Genomic DNA, 20,547 nt, shown 5'->3' on the forward strand with positions numbered 1-20,547 from the left:
AAAGTCGCATTTACTTCCCACAAGATCTTCGGTGTAAAATAGATGCAAAAAATAACATAATAAACATTATTAAAAGATAATCCTTATCTTAAGTTAATTGAAACATTTCAACTATTATTTCCCTTTTATTTAAAACCTATCTCAAGCATATTATTTATTTTCGCATGTTTTTTAGAAACTACTTTAATCCTCTCTCCGTTTTTTATAATATCATAATCTTGACTGGCAATTACTTCTCTATCAGTTTCTAATACAATAATATCTTGGGGCTGTGTAAGCCGAAATTTTATAGAATTTTTTTCAACTCCCACAATTTCAGCAGTAGAATAAATTATTTTTACGCCATTGAAAAAAACATTGAGGGGCAACATGACTCCATCTTTTCCCCGAATAACAAACTTTTGCCCATCTAAAAGTTTCTGTCCATTTTCATATAAATGTATTTCTTTATCAAAGTCATCCAGATTAATAATGTATAGGAAGCGCTCTTTTTCTTTATTAACAGTTGTAGTTATAAAAATGCCATATTGCAAGTAGTCATGAGAAAGAGCTGCTTTAGCCCCAAGCCTCTCTAATGCTGTTTTAAAAAACAGAACATCACAAACATAATTTGTTGTAATAGCTATGATCTTCCCTTTACCTACTTGGGTTTCAAAACCACACACTTCATCTGTACCATGGATACGCAGAAGAGCCTGTCCTTTTTTCACTTGAAAAGTTTGTGCAAAGTGTGCACGCACCTCAGGACGTGGTGCAGTCCAACCATCAGCATACAATGTCAAATAAAAATCGTCACTGCTTTTTCTAATGCCAATTTCTTTAACATTTATAGCATCTGCAAAAATAGTGCAGGATTTGCCCTCCATATCTAATTGTGGAACTTCTCCATAAAGAAGAATATTTCCTCCCTCTTTCATATAGTCAACTAGTTTTTGTTGAATATTAAAATCCATATAGCGAGCTGATGCAACAACTAATACTGGAATATTTTGAGGATCAATAGGTTTATTTTGAAGGTCAATGGAGCCAAAACGATAATTAGCAAGTAATATAGCCCGTATCATAGTTTCCCAAGCGCTATATGCCCTATTCATTGTAAGATTCTCTATGATATCTTTCATTTTATTACTTTTACTGTAATAATACTCTGTCATATAATAATCGGGTATAAAAGCAAATGCGACTTCATCATGTTCTTCTTTCATAGATGCTATTTTGTCAGAAACCGCCATAACCGTATTAATAATGCGTGCCATTCTGGGATATGTATAATTTAATTCACCTTCAGGCGATATTGGAGCTGCAAAACCATGCCGTTCACCTGTAGTAGCTATTCTATCATTTCCATCGTTAGGTTTAGGCTCAAGAATGTAGTTTATGCCTCCAGAAAAAAGATAATAATTTAATAGTTTATTTCCTTGAGCAATACACATGCGGGTTTTTAGATCTACCGCAGCAGAATCATATCGGCCACCATAAGTATTTCCGTAATTACCATCTCCACATTCAAATTCTAAAGATGTAAGGGGTTGGTCCGTAGTATTTACTGCATCCATAAAACTATTAATAATATATAAGTCTTGAAAATTGTCCATAGTTAAATTACCTAGATATATATCTGATCCCGCAATATAGCCGGGTGCCTGTGTATATGATTCATACAATTGACTTATTCCAATAGGAAATGTAAAACCACGCCCATTACTAGTACCATGAATATTTACAAAAAACGGGATGTCTTTAACCCCGAATTCTTCTGCATACGAACGCAACGCAGCAATATAACGGGCAAAACGGTTTCTCATATAATATCCAAGGTCGCGAAAAAGTTCTAAGGCATACTCTTCTTTAGGAGATCGAATTTTTATTGCAAAGCTTTCCATATCTTCTATATCAAAAGGATATCGTAATCTAAGAGTTTTTTCGTCGTATTTTTCTTTAAGCCATTTTACAAAATCTACAAGAGTATTTTCTGTAAAATCTGGGCAATTACTTACCCAAGAGAGCATACCTACTTCATTATCAAGTTGAACACCAATAATATTTCCTCCTTTAGTATAGAGACGAGGTGCAATTACTTGCATTACAGCTCCATACCATTTATATACCTCTTGCAAAAATCCAGGTGCAAGGTAATCAACAGTTTTTGTAGTTGTAGGTTTATTATCCCAACATGCAGGAATAATTTCCGGATGTTTTTCATAAACCCAGTAAGGAATACCTTCGTTTTTCATTTCTGCCATTACAAAGGGCCCTGGTCTTGCTAAAAAATAAAGCCCATTTTCCTTGCATAAATCAATAAAACCGCCCAAGTCCAATTCAGGTCGGTATTTACCCTCCAAATCTACCATTCCCTCGCAAGACTCATGACAAATCCATGGAATGTAAGAAGATACAGCATTACAACCTGTTGCTTTTAACTTATTAATACGGTCTTGCCAATATTTTTTATCAAGACGAAAATAATGTATTTCGCCAGACATAATAATTTGTGGTTTGCCATCTATAATAATCTGCTTGTTTTTAATTTCAATCATTTTCTATACCACCCAAAATTTAATTATTTCTCGCTAAGGCTACTTTGTCTTCAGTTATTTCACCAATTGCAGCACTTTGCACTGCTTGCCCTGAAATTGAACCTAAAATGCCAAAAATTCCTTTGGTCCTCGGAATAACTTCAAATTTGATATATTTTCCACTATCTTCTGGCTTTAATTTATATGTTAATGAATTTGCGCCAGGAATAGGTATAAATTCTCCATTAGGTGATGAAGATATTAACCACCTATAAATTGAATTTCCTTCTTTAACTCCTTTGCAACTGTAATAGACATAATTTCCTTTTAAAATATTTCCCACTATTGGCTTTCCATCTATTAATACAGAGTGAGCAATAGGTTTATTAGTCCTAAATTCAATATCATCAAGGTAAAAAATTTCTGAAGCATTAATGTCACCTGGTTCAACTCCAATTCTTATTTCGGTTAATTGCGCCAGTTTATTTTTTATAGAAGAAATATCCCATTCATAAGTCTTCCAACCATTTTTATTTGTTGCCTTGAAAATTTTCTCAGAAATCTTGTTTCCTTTATTATCTATAAAACTTATTTTTAATTTTACTCTTCCATATATTGAAAAAACAAAACTATCCATATAATCCAGGTCTATTTCCTTGATATTTGTATAAAAATAAGCATCTTTTACTTCCGTTTTTTTATATTCTACTTTCAAACAATATACCCCTGTGTTAGCCATATTATCTACTATATGTATTTGATATACATTATTGCCTCCGTCTTTCCAGCCTGTTGAAATGGAATTACCCTCAAAATCATCTATAATCTTAGAAGCAATGTCCACGAAACCAACCTTTTTCATTCCCGACTGTATGTACTTGTTCTTCATAAAAGTTTTCCAGATAAATCCTGTTCTATAGTTCTCTATCATTAAAAGTGTAATACCTTTATCTATTCCTATAACATCTTCAGCATACCATTCCGGAGAAACATCTAAATTATAAGCATCTTTAAATCCATATTTTCCCCATAATTTCTTATGGTTTTTATAATAATTATTTAAAGCCTCAATTGATTCTTCTGGCGTAAATATAACAGAACCAGCTGCTCCCGCAGGTGGAACTGTCCCATCAACAAAATTCTGCCTGTTATCATAACCTGATGGAGGAGCTCCATATCCTCCTTTGTAACCATTTGGCCCATCGCAGGCAGTTAATCCCCACGAATTTTCTCCAAAAGTTTTATATATATCACTGTAATCAATACAAAATTGTCTGTTTGACTTTGAAGCAATAATTGAATTCTCCCACCAATTAACTCCTTCCTTATCAATTTTATTTCGCATGTCAAACCAAGCAAAAGAATATTGGTATGTAAAAAGAGAACCTGTCCATGTATGAACAATAGGAGGATAATAGCCATATGCTCCCCATGCCCTTTCAAAGTGATAAAACACCTCTGCATTAACAGGAAAAGTTGGAGAGGCTGCTGCAAGAAAATATACCATAAATTGCTCAGCATACCAATCCCAGGCCCCAAAAAAACCTTTCTCAGGAGAGTATCCCATATAAAAATGATTTGTCCTAGGATTTAAGTACCATTTCCAATTTACTCTTTTATAAATCTGCTCAGCTTTTTCTTTTATGATACCTCCAAAATATTCTCCTACTGTTATTGCTCCGTTAATTAATATAGCTGTATCTATAATTGATATTTCAGAATTTCTTGTCCTCTTTGCAGTATTCATATCTAAGAAGTGATAAAAGAAACCATTTATTTGTTCTGCATTATTTATTAAAGTATCAAGAGTTCCTAAAACTCTGTCATATGCTTCTTTATAAGTAATCCAATGCCTTTCTACCCCAATTGTAATAGCCGTTAATCCAAATCCTACAGAGGCAATACTGCACACATCTGGATTGCTTGGAGACCTATCTTTTATCAAACCAAATCCAGGACTATTTTTATCTGTATTTGCTTCTTCCCAAAAAAACTTAAAACTCTTTTGACTTTCTAAATCTAAAATTTTCTTCTTTTTAAATAATTGTAATTCAAACAATAATCTCATTAAAAAGCCTCCTATATGAGCTTTATTTACCCATTATTACTTTTACTTCATGAGTTTTACCATCATTTAAATCGGGAATTTTATTACCTTCAATCAATTTGCCATCTATATAAATTTCCTTTACACCTTTCTGAACATGTTCCTTATTTTCAACAACAATATTATAAATTGAGTTTCTAAACTTCCTTGTATAAGTAAAACCTTCCCATTCTGCAGGAATAGCTGGGTCAACAATTAAACCATCATAATCTGCACGTATACCCAAAATCCAATTAGTAGCTACCCTATGAAGCCATTGTGCAGAACCAGTATACCACGTCCAGCTTCCACGGCCATAATTAGGGGACTGGGGTCCATCCGTATTTCCTGGCAATACATACGGTTCAGCTTTATAATGCTCAATATTGCTCGAACGATTAGGAGGGCATATTTTTCTATAAACTTCATAAGCTTTGTCAATTTGATTAATTAAAATATATGCTATAATAGACCAAGTAGCTGCATGAGTATATACTCCTCCATTTTCGCGAAGACCAGGCGCATATCTTGTAATATATCCAATATCTTCTCTTACTTTACTGTAAGCGGGATAAAGTAAAAGGGTGCCATAATCTCTAAGCAAATATTTTGATACAGATTCCATACAAACTTTACTTCTTTCTGGATCTGCTATTCCACTAATTACTGCCCATGTCTGTGGATTTAAATAGATAAATCCCTCATCATTTTCTTTGCTTCCTACTTTTTCACCTTCATCAGTAGTAGCTTGTAAATACCACTCTCCATCCCAGCCAAATCTATTTATAGAATCCTTAAGAGTATTTTGAACATCATCGCATTTATTGGCAAATTTTATATCCCCTATTTTTCTTGCAATATATTTAAAGTCCTCAAGAATAACATATAAAAATTCTCCAAGCCAGAAACTCTCTCCTTTCCAGTCCCAACCAACTGCACTTAATCCATCGTTCCAGTCATTTTCTCCAATCAGTGGAACACCTCTTGGGCTAAATCGCATGAATGCCCTTTCAATTGAGCGTTTACAATGTTCATAAAGATTGCCTTCATTACCATCCAGGAAAGGCACTACTTCATTAAGTATATCAAAGTCGTTTGTCTCCTTTAGATAATTTATCGTTATAAACGGAAGCCATAGCAAATCATCAGAACATTTTGTTTCAGGCCCATTACCAGATATAGTCATCCACCAATGTAGTACAGTCCCGTCTCTTTTTTGTTTTGATGCATGCATGAGAATTTGCCTTTTTGTATATTCTGGTATACTCTCTAAAAATATCATAGAATCCTGAAGTTGGTCTCTATAACCATAGCCACCGCTTATCTGATAATATGCTGCTTTACCCCATATACGACATGATATTGCTTGGTATTTAAGCCAGATATTAGTCATAATATTCATTCCATCATCAGGTGTATTTATTTTTTCACTATCAATAAATCGGCTCCAAAATTCCTTAACTTTTTCAAAAGCATTTTCAACTTCAGTTACCTTATTGTATTTTCGTGAAAGCTCTAAAGCCTCTGTGAGATTATCTGCACAACCTAAAGTAAAAGCAATTTTCTTAGTTTCACCTGGATCAAGCACAACTTCAACTTGAAGAGCGCCAATGGCATCACCAAATCTTCCTGTATTTTTCTTCAGAAACTTTTCCTCCATTGCCTTTGGATTTACTTGTGAACCATACATACCTATAAAAGATTCTTTATCCCCATCGTAAGAAACAGGCACTTCGCTTGTCGTATGAAAAGCTACATATTCCCAGCTTCTATTGTTGTGCTGTCCTTTTTTATTCGGCAAACCCCATAAATATTTATTTACTATAAATCCATTTATATCTTTCTCATATTTCGTATCAATAAATATTTTGTGAAACTCTCTGTGCTCATCGTGCCCAAAACCCAAATTCCACTCAAGGTACGTAAAAAGGTTAAGTACGCGTTTTCTATCAGTTTCATTAGTTAGTGTCAGTTCCCATAATTCTACTGGTTCATATGGTGCAACAAACATTTTCAAACTGCTTTTTATACCGTTCTTTGTCTGGGTTATTACAGAATACCCAATTCCATGGCGGACTTCATAAAAGTCAGGTTCGCTGCATACAGGTTTCCATGATGCAGACCAAAATTCTTTGGATTCCTCATCTCTAATGTATATGTATTTCCCCCATTCATCCTTGATTATGTCTTGGGAATACCTTGTAAGACGATTTTCAACAGCATTACCTCTCCAAGAAAAGCCACTACCCGTTTGTGAAACTATAAATGAATAATCACCATTGCTTATTACATTTACCCAAGGACGCGGAGTCTTTGGCGTCTTTATGACATACTCTCTTCCATCCTCAGAAAAATATCCATATTGATTTTCAAACATTTTTTTGTATGACATAGCATTTTCTCCTCTCGCAGAAATTTTATTTATTATTTGCCTTCATAGAAACTATTTTGATTTCGTAATCATTTGAAGAAACAATTTTTTTGCTGCTGTCTAAAATCCTGGCTACTAACTTATAATCACCATCCGGCAACTCTTTTGAAGCAGAATATGTAAACTTGAGTATTTCTTTTACTGTATCCTTTTCAATATTAAAATCCCCACTTTTTATGATAGTTTCATTTCCATCCTTTTTAATTAAAAGTTCGTATTGATAATTTTCAATGTCCTTATGATAATCATTTATAACGTACAATCTTATTTCTACACCTTTTTCTTTCATCCATGTGTTTCTCATCATTTTTACAACCGGAAGTAAAGGCTGGTAGGCTTTCTTTAAAGCAAAATATCCTAACTTTGGTTCTCTATTATAATCAACTATTGACCACGTTATAGAAGGCCAACAGTCTACAAACATAAACTGGTATATACCGCTTAAATCTTTATATTTATCCAGGCGATATTCTTCAATAGCATATTTTAAAAGTTTAGCTTGATATAGCTGAGAATTTTTTATAAATTCTTCTAAGTTATTTCCCATCTGTATTTTTGCTACATTAAATGTCTCATCGTATTGAAAATCGTGATACTCCATCTTATCCCAATCAGGTGGCCAAGTTTCACCACAAATTTCTTTAGCTATTTTTATGTTAGGCATAGCTTGTGCTCCAAATTCACTTACTATTGGTTTGTAAGGTTTTGTTATAAACTCTTCCATAGATGTATAATACCAACCAGGATAAGGATGTTCGCGATAATCAGAGTGCTTATGGACATATCTTGTAGAATCAAGTGCACAGACTGTTTTATAAAGGACCACATCTAATTCCTCTGTATTTACACTAGGTTCATTATGACAGCACCATATTCCAATAGATGTATGATTATAAAGAGTCTCAACCATGTCTTTTATTTGGGTTATCGCATTTTCTATGAATCTGTCACTTCGATCGTAACTCCATTGCAACGGAAAATCTTGCCATACAAGTATGCCTTCTTTATCACAGGCTTCATAAAATTCTTTTCTCGTAATATGAGCATGTACACGAACAGAATTAATATTAGCTTCTTTTATTAGTTTTATATCTTTTTGAATTTTTTTATTTGTATATTCACTTAGCCATTGAGTAGGTATTATATTTGTACCCCTAATAAAAATTTTCTCATTATTTAACAACCATTCGTTATTAGAAAAATCATATGTAAAACTTCTTATTCCCACATCCAGCTCTTTACTGTGAATTGATTCGCCTTCTTTGACAAGGCTAACCTTTAAGTGATAAAGGTAAGGCTCCCCTGTGTCCCAGGTCCACCACAATTTAGGAGACTTAATTGTTATAACAAAATCCTTCTCTTCTATTATATTTTGTATTTCTATTTTACGCTCATATTTCTCCCCATCTATCTCTATATTTACATCGTAGTTCCCTGGTTTCACGCAATATATATCAGTTTTTATGTTAACTTTGGCAGTACCATCCTTTAAAAGCGTTGGAATCCATTTTATATTTTTAATAAAGCATGACGGTCTTAAGTCTATATAAACATTATTCCATATACCACCAGTATTTTTTGTTTGCCCTTGCTCTAGATTCCAACCTCCCGGTCGCGCATCATGATGGTTTAGTACACCCTTTATTAATACTTTATTATTAGGCCATACCGTTTCTGGGTCTTCCATAGGCGAATTAACAATGACTTTCAAGATATTCTGTTCTTTTAAAAGACCTTTTATATTAAACTCAAATGGTTGAAAGTATCCTTCATGGTATCCAATGTATTTTTCATTTAAATAAATTTCTGCAAAATAATCAATCCCTTCAAAACACAGAAAAGGAAGCTTGTCTTGAATATCATCTAATTTTACAACAAAATACCGAATAAATTCAATTTTTCCTGTGAAGTCGTGAATACCTGCAATCTCCCAATTATTAGGTATGTCCATTATACCAGCTTTTGGAAGACCTTCTGTGCTTTCAATTAAATCTCCATTTGCACAAATACGGGTATGAGCTATTGGCCTATACTCCCATTTCCCATTTAAATCAATTTTCATTGATCTTCCCCTCGCTATTGCTCATTTTAAACAATATAGTAGCTTCCTGACCTAATATACCAGTTATTTTAACCTTATACATTCCTTTAGAAATGATAATTACATCATTTTTTTCATCTCTCATAGGTTCCCACTTCAATGATTTGAACACAACTTTTCCTGTGTCGCCTGTAGAAAGTTTTGTAAATAGCGCAAGATAATTTTTATTTTTCACAATATCATATATTTCCATAGTACTATAAACTATACTTATATCATCGACTAAGCTACATCCTATAGTAAGCATAACTCCAGACCTTTTAGGTATCACCAATTCCCTTCCATCAAATAAAAAATTGTTATTATATTTAATAGTGGTTTTTCTATCTATCTCATCATAATTATTTATAAAAATAAAACTATTTTCCCCATTTTTGCGAATAGTTGCTGATAGGTTTTCATCCTCTAGCCAAACTACAGGTTTTATTCCTACTTTATCTGCAATTGCACGTATAACATCCAATTTGTAACTGTAGTCATGCTCCATTCCTATACCTAACATTAAGACTTTCCCTAAACCATAATCTTTTATAAAACCAGAGTATTCTTTTTTCCCGTTTTCCATTGCCCATACCACAGGCTCACCGATACATTCATTTATTACCATTCTCTGATTCACAAAAACAGAATCTATATTAAGTACATCAACCTGTTCCCAGCCTTTTTTTATATAAAACTCTTTAATCCCAAGAGCATCAGCCAAAATTCTACACTCTTCTCCTTGTAAATTAAATTTAGGGACCGTAGGATAAAGTATCATTATTCCCCCATCTTTTACATACTGCAATAATTTCTTTTGAATTTCTTCATCCATCCATTTTGTAGAAAATATCCAAAGAGACGGAACTTTATCAACCGGAATTACAGCTTCCTTCATGATATCATAAGCATCAAATGAAATATTTGCTGCCGTTAATAACCTTCCAATACCGTTATAAAAAAAAGCATCTCTTTCATCAGCAATCTTACTTAATATACCTTTTGTCTGTTCATCATAAACCTCCGTCATATAGTAATCTGGATAAAAAGCAATATATGTGTTTATTTCCTTCTGTGCATTTAATAACTGTTTTTCAAAAAGTTTAATCATTTTGCCTATATGTTGAATTTTAAAATAATGGGGTCTTAAATTTCCTTTAAAGTCAACAGGTGCTTGCCAGTCATGTCTTCGCCCAAAAAGACCTATATCATCATAGTTTTCACCACTTACAAACATGTAAAAGTTAATTGCATTCATCCCATTTGCTATACAAGTTCGTGTGGCCAAATCTACATCATTTGGGCTTATGCGAGGTCTATCAGATAATCTACCTGACTGAAATTCCGCAGAAAATATAGGTTGCTCACTCTGTGAAATTGCATCTGTCAAAGCACAACTTAAAACAAGGTCGTGATATGAATCATAAGATACATGACCAGGATAAAAATCTCCTGCTAATACTACCTCGTCTATTTTTGCAGTCTTATAAAGCTGTGAAAGTCCAATAGGATAATCCATACCTCTGCTGCTCAATGACAAATCCTTAAAACCATGAATATTTATGATAAACGGCACTTTTATACCACTTTCTACAGCATAATCTCTCAAAATCGAAACATATTCTTTTATATACTCTCTCCAGAACCTTCCCCACTCATAATGTAATTTGATTGCATTATTGTTTAATTTTCCATTTACAAAATCCTTTATTAATTCTGTTATATTATTGTAGTTAAATTTATAGTTTTTGTTTAATTTATCGACAGAACCATATTTTTTTAGCAAATAGTCTGCAAATTTATTTTGCATGTGTTCACTATAATCAGAAGTATTTGTCACCCAATGGAACATTCCTATTTCATTGCACAACTGGTACATTATTATAGGGCCATCCATATCAATTTGGTATTTAGAAATGACATCATTAACTGACTGGTACCACTTTTTAACTTTTTCTAAAAAAACAGGATGTTGATAGGTAATAACTTTTGCTGGATGTTCTTTATTATCTCTATCCTTAGCAATTATCTCTGGATACTTACTTAATAACCATTCAGGAATACCAGAGTTTTTAGTTTCCGCCATAATATAAGGGCCTGGTCTAACTATACAGTATAATCCTTTATCCTTAACAAGATTTAAAAATCCATCCAAGTCTCTCTCTTCACGGGTTTTACCATAAAAATCAAATTCACCTTCTTTTACCTCATGCCACAACCACGGTATATAACTACTTACAAGATTGCAACCAGCATTTTTAATTTTATCTAACCGATCAGCCCACTCACTTTTCGGGCATCTAAAGTAATGAAGTTCTGCACCATATAGAAAAACAGGTTCATTGTTTATAATAACCATTTTCTTTTTTATTTCTATCTTCATCCAATATTACAACCTTTCCAAAATTTATTATAAAAACTCATTCAATAGTCATTCTTTTATTTACAATTTAACTTTTTTAGCACCACACGAGTCGCGTATAATTAATTTAGTTTCTAATAAAATAGCTTCTGTAGAAAAATTACCATTCAAAGCTTGAAAGACTTGTTGTGCTGCTATGACTCCCATTTCTTTCATTGGTTGCCTAACTGTAGTTAAAGCTGGAGTCACATATTCAGACAGTTGTATATCATCAAAGCCCACCAAAGCAACATCTTCTCCAATAAGAATGTCAGCCTCTTTAAAGGCTTCAATTACTCCTATTGCCATCTCATCATTTGCCGCAAATATAGCTTCCGGAATATAGTTTTGTAATAGCATTAATTTACCAGCATGATATCCTCCTTCTTTAGTAAAATTACCTTGATATACCCACTGGTTTGAAAAAGCAATGCCACTATCTTCTAACGCTTTTTTATACCCCGCAAAACGTTTCAAATTATCGTATGAATTATTAGGTCCACTTAAATATGCAATTTTACGATGTCCTAATGCTATCAAATGTTCAACAGCCTTATACGCTCCTCCTTCATTATCTACTTGAATATTCAACACATATTTTGCTTTAAGAGGGCGATCTAAAAGAACAATAGGCATATCTTCTCTTGCGGCGCTAATTATCAAATTGTTATCAATATTATGAGCTAAAATAATTATCCCATCAGCTCTTTTTTCTTTGAGAAACTTCACTGCCGTACTATTTTTACCCCCAAGTGAACTTATGGCTATTAAATCGTAACCGTTTGCAATTGTTATATCTTGAACACCCTTAATAAGCTCTGAATAAAATGGTCCAGATAAATCAGATAATATTAACCCAATAGTATTTGTTTTACTTAATTTTAGATCTCTAGCAATTCCATTAGGCTGATAATTTAATTGTTTCGCTGCCGCTAAAACCTTTTCTTTAGTCTCTTGACTTACACGAGGACTATTGTTCAACGCATATGACGCTGTTGAAACTGCTACCCCTGCTAAATTTGCAACATCCTTTATTGTTGCCATTATACCACCTGCCTTATTGAAACGTTTCGAATTAATTTAATTAAATAATAGCATATTAACTTTTACCTGTCAATAAATTATGTTAAAAAAATTTTTATGCTGCAAAACTTTATCATATTCCCCGCATAAGTGGCTTTGTATCATCAATTAAAAATATAGATAAGATTTTCAAAAATGAAAGTAATATAATGCACTTTGATTTAAATAATTTAAATACTCAACAATATATTGAAAGCCTGCTGTATAAAATGCTAAATATATGCCATCATATTTTATTCTTCGTCCCGTTTTATATACTTCTTAATTATTCCTTCAAAAATCATATCTATTAGATAAGCTGAGCCACTTACCAATATTATAAAAAATAGTATTGGAATAATCTGTATAATAAATAATGCAGCTATAAGTATTACAAGTATAAGTATTGTTTGGGGCAAATACCCAAGCCCTAATAAAAAAGAAGTTTTCCATAAGCCAAAAAGTTTCCCCTCATAATATTGAATCGTCAAAAACGTGTATATCAATGTGATTAAAAACATGAGTCCCATTGACAATAATAAGCCAGCAAGAATATATGCAAAAACTGTGTTTTGTTGTATAAAAAACCTCACATCTACGTAAAGTATTAAAATAACAGCAACGGTAATCACAAAGTTTATAAGCATCCACGAGAAGTGCTTTGTAAAACCCTTCCAAAATTCTCTCCACACGCTGCTTCCTTCATCTTTTCTCAATAAACGTATTGAATGAAAAAGAGCTTCTGTGGATTGAAAAACTGTCACAACAGGAAGTGAAAATACAATCCACAGAAGATTTAATATCATTAAATCGCTTATAAAATATGCAATATCAAAAAGTTTAGAATCTCTCATTTTTTTCACCTTTACATTTGCTTTAGTAGTTTTTTATTAATCTTACCTGTCGGAGTCTTAGGAAGTTCTGACACAAATTCAAAATGCTTTGGAATCTTATATGAAGCCAATTTATCCTTTAAAAAGCTTTGAAGCTCTTTTCTATCAGCTTTCGCTCCTTCTTTTAGCACCACAAAAGCTTTGACTTCTTCTCCTTTCAATGGATCACCCACTCCTATCACAGCAGCTTCTAAAACATCTGGATGTTCTAACAAGGCATCTTCTACTTCCCTCGGATATACGTTGAACCCACCTAATATTATCATGTCTTTTAGTCTGTCTACAATGTAAAAATATCCGTCTTCATCTTTTTTTGCAAGGTCACCCGTGTGGAGCCAACCACCTCTTAAAGTCTTAGCAGTTTCTTCTGGCATGTTGTGATAGCCAACCATTATATTAGGTCCTCTTAAAACAAGCTCCCCTACTTCTCCCACAGGAAGTTCATTGTCATTTTCATCCACTATCTTTGCTTCAACACAAGGAAGTGGCAATCCCACAGACCCTGGCTTTCTTATTGCATTAGGCTCTAAAGGATTTAAAAGTGCAACAGGAGCTGCCTCACTTAAACCATAGCCTTCTACAAGAGGAAAATTGAATTTTTCCTCAAATCCTCTTTGTATCTCAGGGGCTAATGGAGCTCCACCTGATATAGCTAACCTTAAAGCTTTAAATTGTCCCTTTTCTGCCATTCTCATAAGGACTGCAAACATCGAAGGCACTCCGCAAAATACAGTTACATCTTCTTTTGTCAGTGTCTCCAATGTGTCTTTTGGCATAAAACTTTCTTTTATTGTAATAGCAGAACCCAAATAAAATCCAAGAAGTATGTTGACTGTCCAAGAAAAACTGTGAAACAAAGGTAATACGCACAAAAAGTTATCCTCTGGTCCTAAGTCAGATACATCGTCTAATGCTTTTACATCAGCAATGAAGTTATTGTGAGTAAGCATCGCACCTTTAGGTTTCCCTGTCGTTCCAGAGGTATATATATACGTACATACTTCGTCTGGTTCTATTTCAACATGTTGAGAAGGACCCATTTTTAAAATTGCATTAATGGTATTTTCATCTAAAACGACCACATTTTTGAGATTCAATCTTCCTAATTGAGACTTATCAATTTTTTGAGCTATTAAAGGATGAATGACTATAGTATTAGCACCTGATTCCATAATTATATATGCAATTTCTTCAAGTGTAAGCATCATGTTTAGCGGTACAACAATTGCCCCTGCTTTAGATGCTCCCATAAAAGAAAAAATATATTCAGGGCAATTAGGAAAACTCAATGCTACTCTATCACCTTTTTTTACACCTATTGATTGAAAGAAAGAAGCGTACTTATCTATGAGAGAGTCAACTTCTCCGTAACTATAGATTCTATCTTTAAACTTTATTGCAACATGATCGTCAGACACTTTTGCGTTTTTGTGAAGTTCATGAATTTGCATAATTATCCTCCTTTAACTTAATATGGCAGCACCGATGATCCCTGCATCATTTCCAAGCTCTGCTTTTCTTATGTCAGCATACGGTAAGTCTTTGAATAAAATATTCTCTGCCACTTCTTTTTTAAGAGGTTTTATGAGAAAATCCCCTGCATTTGCAACTCCGCCACCCAATATTATCACTTCAGGGTCAAACATGTTTATCACATTTACAATCCCAATAGCTAAGTATTTGACATAGTCATTAAAAATCCTCATGGCGTCTTCATCATACTGCTTCGCAGCATCAATTACGTTTTTAGCCGTTATGCTGTTTATATCTCCATTTGCAAATTTTAAAATAAGAGAATTGGGATTCTTCTCTACTGCCTTTTTCCCTTCTCTTATTAAAGCAGTTGCTGAAGCATATGTCTCTAAACATCCAATTTTACCACAGTTACATCTTATACCATTGTCTCCTATCACTATGTGTCCAAGCTCAGGTGCAAAATGATGTGCACCATTGTATATTTTACCATCAAGGATAAAACCAGAACCTACTCCTGTTCCTAAGGTAATTGTCACTGAGGACTTAGAACCTTTGCCAGCCCCATATGCTGCTTCTGCCAAAGCTGCTACATTTGCGTCATTGTCCATATATATTGGCAAATCAATGTATTTTCTTATTTCTTTTGCAAGAGGAACTTTTGTCCAAAAGAGATTCACCGCTCGTATTACTATGCCTCTTTCGCTATCTGCTACACCCGGGACTCCTATTCCCATTGACTTAATATCACTTCCACTTAGATTACTCCTCTTAATAAGTTCTATAGCTATATCCGCTATGTCTTTGGCAACTGCTTCATAACCCCTTTCCGGTTTTGTCGGCCTGCTACCTGTAGCTACTATACGTCCCTCTTCATCCACCAATCCAACAGCAATATTAGTGCCTCCAAGGTCAACACCAATTCTCATTCTTCCTCTCCTCCAATTTTCCGTTTTTTCTCTTTAAGATATTCTTTTATTTTTCCAACATCAGTATTAAGCACTAAATCTTCAGTTATACCGGCATTCTTAATAACTTTGAGAGCTTCCTCAAACCTTCCTACATCAAAGCTTACATGTGCATCGCTTCCCACAGCAATTTTTACTCCCATTTCTTTCGCTTTTTTAGCAATGAGAAAACAATTTTCTTCACTGCCCTTTCTTGAACTTACAAAGGAGCTGTTGTTTATTTCAATAAATTTGCCATATTCTTTAGCAGCCATTAAAACTTTTTCAATATCTATTGGATAGATGGGATTCCCAGGATGTCCTATTATATCTACATAAGGGTTTTTTATAGCATTTATAATAGCTTTTGTGTTTCTTTCTATATCGTCACTTGGTTCAAAACACACGTCATGTAAACTGGCAATCACTATATCTAGTTTTTTAAGTATTCCTTCTGGTAAGTCCAAATTTCCTTCTTCATCCATTATATTAACTTCTACCCCTTTTAATATCTCCACCCCCTCTATTTTTTCAGGTAACACTTTTAAATTTCCAAAATACCAAAGGTGAGCAGCTCCTGGCATTTTAGGTCCGTGGTCTGTCATACATATAAGTTGAAGCCCTTTTTTATAAGCCTCCCTTGCGTTTTCTGTAATAGTGCTGTAAGCGTGACCGCTGGAAATTGTGTGAGTGTGAGTATCCAAAACTAACTTCAACTTTATCCTCTCCCTTTAATTCCCTATTTGTTTTAATAATTTTTTGTTAAGTTCGTGAGCAGCGTTGTATCCCATTTGTTTTTGCCTGTGGTTCATCGCTGCTACTTCTACTATTATCGCGAGATTTCTTCCTGGTCTTACAGGTATAGTAAGCTTTGGAACTTTGACATCTAAAAATTTGATATAATCGTCTTCTAATCCTAACCTGTCGTAGTACTTATCTTCGTCCCATTCTTCCAATTGAATAACTAAGTCTATGTTCATAGAATTTCTAACAGAACCCACACCATACAATGTCTTTATGTCAAGTATGCCAATACCTCTTATTTCAATAAAATGCCTTATTATCTCAGGTGAACTCCCTTGAAGCTTGTCCTCACTTATCTTGCTGATTTCCACCGCATCATCAGCAACCAGTCGGTGTCCCCTTTTGATTAGCTCTAATGCCGTTTCACTTTTACCTATGCCACTTTCTCCTAATAAAAGAACACCTATACCATACACATCTACAAGGTCTCCGTGAATAGTAATTTGTGGTGCTAACTTTTCATCAAGGTAATTAATTAATCTATTTATAAACTTGGTAGAAGCTTCTTTTGTCCTTAAAAGGTATCTATCGTGTTTTTGCGCAGCATCTATGATCTCTTGACGAATATTTAAATCTCTCGTTACAATAAGACAGGGAATGGGATAATTAAAAAACCTGTCTGCTCTTTCAGCTAATACATCATCTGGCAACTGTTCTATAAAAGTTGTTTCAACTTTTCCAATGATTTGCACTCTTTCGTAAGCAAAATGCTCATAAAAGCCGGAAAATTGTAAGCCCGGCCTATTTACATCACGTGTAGTTATATCTATTTTATTATTTTTGGCCTCAACAATAACTTCCAAATTTAAATCCTTTATCAAAGTTTCAACAGGAATCTTATCCACTTTTTCACCTCCAGCCAGCAACAAAACGCTGCATTTAATTCAATTATATTATTTAATGTAAAATAAGTAAATAGACAAAACCTTTTCTTCTTGGAAGATGTAAATTATAATATGTTTATAGCCATATAAACTTTTGAGGTGAAAAAATGTTAAGGTCAAAGCTTCTTAAACTTTTAAAAGAAAACAAAGGGGAATATATCTCTGGGCAAAAACTTTCTGATCAACTCAACGTCTCAAGAACTGCTATATGGAAACATATAAATGAATTAAAAAATGAAGGATACCAAATAGAAGCCCATCACAAGCTGGGGTATATGTTAGTTTCTGAGCCTGATTTGTTAATTTATGAAGAAGTATCCCCTTATCTTACTACAAATTTTATAGGAAAAAATTATATACATAAGTTAGTCATTGATTCTACAAACAACTTCGCAAAAGAAATGGCATCAAAGGTTCCTGATGGTACAGTAATTATTGCCGAAGAGCAGATAGCAGGAAGAGGCCGATTAGGAAGAAGTTGGATATCTCAAAAAGGCTGTGGCATCTGGATGTCTATCATTTTAAAACCAAATATACAGCCACAGGAGGCACTTAATCTCACACAAGTAGCGGCAATTTCTGTAGTCAAAGCTATTGAAGAAGTATTTCATGTAGAAAGCAAAATAAAGTGGCCAAATGATATAATACTAAACAATAAAAAAGTGTGTGGAATATTGACAGAGATGAGTTCAGAAATTGACAAAATAAACTATGTGATAATAGGAATTGGAGTCAATGTAAATTGTGACAATTTCCCTGAAGAATTAAAAGGGAAAGCCACTTCCTTGTACTTAGAAACCAACTCTAAAGTTGATAGGAAAAAACTTACCGCCAGCATTTTAAATAACCTGGAATTTTATTATAATGCATATTTACAAAAAGGCTTTGAATACATAAGGCCTATATGCATTGAAAAGTCCATAACAATAGGAAGGCAGATAAAAGTCATTGCCAATGAAGGTGAAATTGAAGGAAAAGCTGTCACTATTGACAATAATGGAAGTTTGGTAGTAGAGACAAAAGAGGGCAAAAGACTTAGTATTATGTCAGGAGATGTGTCTGTAAGGGGGTTACTGGATTATGTTTAAGCGTCAAGACAAAATCTTGACGCTTTTTATTTCCTAAAATATTCATATACAGCTTGAGCAGCTTTTTCATTCATTCCTTCCACTTTTTTAAGGTCCTCCACACTTGCCCTTTTTATTTCTTCTATGGACTTGAAGGCATCATATAAGGCTTTTGCCCTTTTTTCACCTATGCCGGGGATATTGAGAAGTTCGCTTTTAAATCTTTTGCTTTGCTTTTCTTTGTGGAAAGTTATAGCAAACCTATGGGCCTCTTCTTGTATTTGAGCAATTAAGCGAAAGGCTTTTGTAGTCATAGGTATGTCAATTTCACCTTGAGGTGACACAAGGCCTCGAGTCCTGTGTTTTGAATCTTTTACCATACCATAAACAGGAATAAAAATACCAAAACCACTTAACATCTGCAATACAGCATTTACATGCCCTATGCCGCCGTCTACAAATATTAAATCTGGCATTTCAGCAAATTTTGCCTTATCCTCTTTAAGTTCACCTTTTTCAATAAGCTCTTTTTCTTCAATACCGTGCAAAAAACGCCTTTCTATAACTTCTCTCATGCTCTGGTAATCGTCTTGCCCTTCAACATATTTTACGGTAAATCTTCTGTACTGGTTTTTTTTAGGCTTGCCATCCACAAATACTACCATAGCTCCAACGTTATCCTGACCTCTTGTGTTTGAAATATCATAGGCTTCAATTCTCTTGGCGTAGTCGAGTCCTACTAAATTAGAAAGTTCTAATACAGCTTGGTCTTTTGAAATTTCTTCTCTTACTGATATGTCATTCTTAAGGGCTTCCAAAGCATTTTGATAAACCATATCCACCAGTTCTTTTTTCTTACCTCTTACAGGAATTGTTATAAAAACTTTGTTGCCTCTCTTTTGCGATAACCATTCACTGAGAAGCTCTCTTTCGTCTAATTCCACATCAGTTATTATTTCTTTGGGAATGTAAGGAGCACCTTCATAAAATTGCTTTATAAAGGAAGAGATTATTTCTCCTCTTTCCATGCCTTCTGTATTTTTCATATAATAATGCTCTCTTCCGCTTAATTTTCCATCTCGTACAAAGAACACCTGTATACAGGAAATATCCGCACTTCGGGCCATTGAAATTATATCCTGTTCATCTTCTCCTACTGATACCACTTTTTGCTTTTCTGACGTCCTTTCAATAGCAAAAATCTGGTCTCTAATCCTCGCCGCTTCCTCGAACCTCAATTCTTCTGCCGCTTTTTGCATGTCTTCTTTAAGTTTTTGTATGAGCCAATCCCTCTTTCCATCAAGAAAGAGAACTGCCTGATCAACTAATTTTCTATAATCTTCTTTATTTATTTTGTTAGTACAAGGAGCAGAACACAATCCTATGTGGTAATAGAGACATTCTCTTACTTTACCAATGTCTTTTTCAATATTTCTGTTACATGTCCTTACTGGAAACATTTTTCTGACAAGTTTTATAGTCTCCCTCACTGCAAAGGCACTGCTATAAGGGCCAAAATATTTAGCTCCATCTGGCTCAATTCTTCTTGTAAACATTATGCGGGGATACTCTTCATTTACTGTAACTTTAATATAGGGGTAATTTTTGTCATCTTTTAATAATACATTATACTTAGGCTTATACTTTTTAATTAAGTTACATTCCAACATTAAAGCCTCAAGTTCAGTATCAGTGACAATGTACTCAAAGTCTTCCACATGAGAAAGCATTACTTTTACTTTTGGCAATTGATTTTCTTTATTTTGAAAATACTGTCTCACTCTGTTTTTGAGAACTACTGCTTTTCCTACGTAAATTATTTTGCCGCTTTTGTCTTTCATTATATAAACACCAGGTTTTTCAGGCAAAAGTTTTAATTTCTCTTCTATGTTCATTGTCCATC

At 33.8% G+C, this 20,547-nt stretch carries 13 protein-coding genes; 1 reads left to right on the forward strand and 12 read right to left on the reverse strand.

The window, feature by feature from the left end:
• Nucleotides 1–125: 125 nt before the first annotated feature.
• The 11 genes from M663_RS0114165 to hprK all read right to left on the reverse strand — a co-directional run bounded on the left by M663_RS0114165 (nt 126) and on the right by hprK (nt 17,538).
• Nucleotides 126–2,537 (reverse strand): beta-galactosidase, encoded by a 2,412-nt coding sequence (locus M663_RS0114165; protein ID WP_029689408.1) that lies wholly within the window; start codon nt 2,535–2,537, stop codon nt 126–128.
• A 19-nt stretch (nt 2,538–2,556) separates the two neighbouring features.
• The gene (locus M663_RS15790; protein ID WP_273702766.1) at nt 2,557–4,584 is read right to left on the reverse strand and encodes a glucoamylase family protein; all 2,028 of its coding nucleotides are present in this window, start codon (nt 4,582–4,584) and stop codon (nt 2,557–2,559) included.
• A 22-nt stretch (nt 4,585–4,606) separates the two neighbouring features.
• The gene (locus tag M663_RS0114175) at nt 4,607–6,994 is read right to left on the reverse strand and encodes a glycosyl transferase family 36 (RefSeq protein ID WP_029689410.1); all 2,388 of its coding nucleotides are present in this window, start codon (nt 6,992–6,994) and stop codon (nt 4,607–4,609) included.
• 25 nt (nt 6,995–7,019) lie between these two features.
• Nucleotides 7,020–9,095 carry a glycoside hydrolase family 2 TIM barrel-domain containing protein gene (locus M663_RS0114180; RefSeq protein ID WP_029689411.1) on the reverse strand — a complete coding sequence of 692 codons (2,076 nt, stop codon included), beginning with the start codon at nt 9,093–9,095 and terminating at the stop codon, nt 7,020–7,022.
• Complete coding sequence (locus M663_RS0114185; protein ID WP_029689412.1) at nt 9,085–11,496, reverse strand: beta-galactosidase; 2,412 nt, start codon at nt 11,494–11,496, stop codon at nt 9,085–9,087. Before M663_RS0114185 ends, M663_RS0114180 begins: the two co-directional genes overlap by 11 nt.
• Before the next feature lie 60 nt (nt 11,497–11,556).
• Nucleotides 11,557–12,558, reverse strand: coding sequence for a LacI family DNA-binding transcriptional regulator (locus M663_RS0114190; protein ID WP_029689413.1), 1,002 nt, complete (start codon nt 12,556–12,558; stop codon nt 11,557–11,559).
• Between the two features lie 272 nt (nt 12,559–12,830).
• Nucleotides 12,831–13,430, reverse strand: coding sequence for a DUF624 domain-containing protein (locus M663_RS0114195; protein ID WP_029689414.1), 600 nt, complete (start codon nt 13,428–13,430; stop codon nt 12,831–12,833).
• 11 nt (nt 13,431–13,441) lie between these two features.
• A complete protein-coding gene (locus tag M663_RS0114200) occupies nt 13,442–14,920 on the reverse strand; it encodes a long-chain fatty acid--CoA ligase (protein ID WP_029689415.1) in 1,479 nt (492 codons plus the stop codon).
• 12 nt (nt 14,921–14,932) lie between these two features.
• Nucleotides 14,933–15,871: an ROK family glucokinase gene (locus tag M663_RS0114205; protein WP_003866607.1), complete on the reverse strand. Its 939-nt coding sequence runs from the start codon at nt 15,869–15,871 to the stop codon at nt 14,933–14,935.
• Nucleotides 15,868–16,605, reverse strand: coding sequence for a phosphatase (locus tag M663_RS0114210; RefSeq protein ID WP_003866606.1), 738 nt, complete (start codon nt 16,603–16,605; stop codon nt 15,868–15,870). Before M663_RS0114210 ends, M663_RS0114205 begins: the two co-directional genes overlap by 4 nt.
• A gap of 15 nt (nt 16,606–16,620) precedes the next feature.
• Nucleotides 16,621–17,538, reverse strand: a complete 918-nt coding sequence (gene hprK, locus M663_RS0114215; RefSeq protein WP_029689416.1) for an HPr(Ser) kinase/phosphatase — start codon at nt 17,536–17,538, stop codon at nt 16,621–16,623.
• 146 nt (nt 17,539–17,684) lie between these two features.
• Here hprK and M663_RS0114220 point away from each other — a divergent pair, with 146 nt between their 5' ends.
• Nucleotides 17,685–18,665 (forward strand): biotin--[acetyl-CoA-carboxylase] ligase, encoded by a 981-nt coding sequence (locus tag M663_RS0114220; protein ID WP_012269069.1) that lies wholly within the window; start codon nt 17,685–17,687, stop codon nt 18,663–18,665.
• A gap of 26 nt (nt 18,666–18,691) precedes the next feature.
• Here the strand turns inward: M663_RS0114220 and uvrC are convergent, their stop codons facing one another.
• The gene (gene uvrC, locus M663_RS0114225) at nt 18,692–20,539 is read right to left on the reverse strand and encodes an excinuclease ABC subunit UvrC (RefSeq protein WP_004400478.1); all 1,848 of its coding nucleotides are present in this window, start codon (nt 20,537–20,539) and stop codon (nt 18,692–18,694) included.
• Between the last annotated feature and the right edge of the window lie 8 nt (nt 20,540–20,547).

The sequence above is a fragment of the Thermoanaerobacter sp. A7A genome, from assembly GCF_000445185.1.
In the GTDB taxonomy this organism is placed as follows: domain Bacteria; phylum Bacillota; class Thermoanaerobacteria; order Thermoanaerobacterales; family Thermoanaerobacteraceae; genus Thermoanaerobacter.